Source organism: Synergistaceae bacterium (genome assembly GCA_012728235.1).
In the GTDB taxonomy this organism is placed as follows: domain Bacteria; phylum Synergistota; class Synergistia; order Synergistales; family Synergistaceae; genus JAAYFL01.
On the sequence record JAAYFL010000027.1, the window covers coordinates 1 to 2,529 of the forward strand.

The 2,529-nt window shown below is 37.9% G+C and carries 2 protein-coding genes; one reads left to right on the top strand and one right to left on the bottom strand.

The genetic code is table 11. The features are described from left to right. Positions 1–43 precede the first annotated feature (43 nt). On the bottom strand, positions 44–481 hold the full coding sequence (locus GXZ13_01825; GenBank protein ID NLX74578.1) for a hypothetical protein: 438 nt from the start codon (positions 479–481) through the stop codon (positions 44–46). Between the two features lie 417 nt (positions 482–898). On the opposite strand from GXZ13_01825, the gene hydG reads away from it, so the two are divergent. Then, positions 899–2,326 carry a [FeFe] hydrogenase H-cluster radical SAM maturase HydG gene (hydG, locus tag GXZ13_01830; protein NLX74579.1) on the top strand — a complete coding sequence of 476 codons (1,428 nt, stop codon included), beginning with the start codon at positions 899–901 and terminating at the stop codon, positions 2,324–2,326. Positions 2,327–2,529: the final 203 nt, after the last annotated feature.

Genomic DNA, 2,529 nt, shown 5'->3' on the forward strand with positions numbered 1-2,529 from the left:
CTCTTAAATATTGAAAAAGAGGTACTATTTTTAAGTTACTATTTTATAGTTTGACGTCAATGATAGCTGTAACACCAACACCCTTAACGCGTTTAAACTGTGAAATGGGAATTTCCTTGTCGATAGGAATCAAGGCCTTTGCTCTGATACCACTAAATTCGCCCTCAAGCTGAGCAACTGCTTTTGTTCTATCAAGAGCGGCTTGTGTGTTTGCACCGACTTGTGCAGCGCCAATACGCGTTCCTGATCCTATTGATAGAATCGGAACGACTTTTGTAAACCCGTCGAATTTAACCCCTTTGTTAAATGTAATTGTGTTGATAAAATCATTGAGCTGCGGTGCAATTGCTTTTACTGCGGTTCCGCCGACAATGGTAATTGCTGCGTCTTTGAGAAATCCTCCCAAGTCTATTGCGGAAGCAAGAGGGACTGAGACAAATAGAATAGTAACAATCAAAATAGTCGAAAATAATTTTTTCATTATAGACACCAACCTTTCCTAATCTAATTATAATATATAATTCCCACATTTGCATCGCACATTTTGTTGAGTTATTGAAGATTTGTGTTTTTAAGCATAGCCAGCAAAAAACAGTAATATCAGTATTTTGTGTAGAGGTTTCAAAAAAAGGATGGTGTATAATATTCTCTGATGTTTTATTTATATTCCGTATTTTGTTATATATTGAATCGCAGATTTTAGAAGGCAACCACAGCATGACGCCCTGACCAGGAGAACAATGACGGTTTTTTAAAATAAAGCCGACAAACGTCGCGTGATATGTTAATGTCACAAGAAGTTAAATATATAATATAAATGATATAAATCACAGTTTATTGTAAGATCTTTTTCATGTATTTTGAATTTTTACTGTGACAAATTAAGGAGGATAACCAGATGTACGATCCGAAACAATTTCAAGACTCATCATTTATAGATGATGCAGAGATATTGTCTTCAATAGAAAAAGCAAAAGAACTAGTCAAGGATAAAGAATATGTCCGTTCGCTTCTAGAAAAGGCAAAGACATGCAAAGGTCTCAATCACCTAGAGGCAGCAGTTCTGCTTGAGATAACCGATCCTGAGTTAGAGAAAGAACTCTATGCTTTAGCAAAGGAAATCAAGGAGAAAATATACGGCAGGCGCATAGTCCTTTTCGCTCCTCTATATGTATCTAATCATTGTATTAACAAATGCGAATACTGTGCATTCCACAAAGACAATCCCTCCATGGTCAGAAAAAAACTTACTATGGAAGAGATTGATCAAGAGGCGGATGCAATTTTGGCGCTTGGCCACAAACGTATAGCCATGGAATCAGGAGAACATCCCGTAGAATCTCCACTGGAATATATTATTGAATGTATGGAAAGAGTTTACGCATATAAAAACAGTCGAGGAGACTCGATACGTAGAATAAACGTAAACATAGCCGCAACAACTGTTGAAGAGTATGAAAAACTTAAGGCTGCTGACATAGGCACCTTTATTTTATTTCAGGAATCTTTTCACAGGCCAACCTACGAAAAAATGCATCCAGTAGGACCCAAAAGCAACTACGACTGGCACACCACAGCACTTCATAGAGCTCAGCAAGGCGGCATTGATGATGTAGGAACTGGAGTTCTTTATGGTCTTTACGATTACAAGTACGAATTAGTCGCACAGCTTATATATGCAGAGCACATGGAAAAAATGTTTGGAGTGGGACCGCACACTATATCAGTGCCTCGCATGCGTATGGCAGAAGGCGTTGATCTTGAGAAATTTCCATATCTTCTCACAGACGAACAGTTTTTGAGAATAATCGCTGTCATAAGAGTAACTACTCCATATACAGGAATGATTCTTTCTACAAGAGAAACACCCGAAACTCGCAAGAAAGCTCTTGAACTCGGAATATCTCAAGTGAGCGCAGCCTCTTGCACCGGCATTGGTGGTTATCATAAAGATGTAGCGCGTCCAAAGTCTGATCACACTGCACAATTCCAAGTGTCTGACGAAAGAACTCCAGAAGAGATACTTACGTGGCTTTGCGAAGATGGATACATTCCAAGTTTCTGCACTGCTTGTTACAGAGAAGGACGCACAGGAGACCGTTTTATGCACCTTGCTAAATCGGGAGAGATAAAAAACATCTGCCAACCCAACGCACTTATGACATTTAAAGAATATCTTGTGGGATATGGCTCAGAGAATCTAAAAAAGCTTGGACAGATAGTAATAGATAAAGAGCTAGAGAAAATACCGGATGAAAAAACGAGAGAGCTTACAAGAGAACGCCTTCAGCAAATTGAAGAGGGAGAACAAGATCTTTATTTCTAGTAAGAGATAAAGCTCATTGTAAAAATTCACATTTAATATATGAAAGAATCACGAAACATATGATTTACTATATTCGCTAATCAAAATAAAAAAGACAGACTTTGAATTAATTTCAAAGTCTGTCTTTTTGTTTTATGTTGGAATTAGTAGACTCGTTATGCGGGTATCTTTTCGGGAGCCTTAATAGTAGCAAGAATCACAAC

Excerpts from the sequence above, each read along its gene's own strand:
- GXZ13_01825 (NLX74578.1), bottom strand. The coding sequence starts at position 481 with ATGAAAAAATTATTTTCGACTATTTTGATTGTTACTATTCTATTTGTC.
- hydG (NLX74579.1), top strand. The coding sequence starts at position 899 with ATGTACGATCCGAAACAATTTCAAGACTCATCATTTATAGATGATGCA.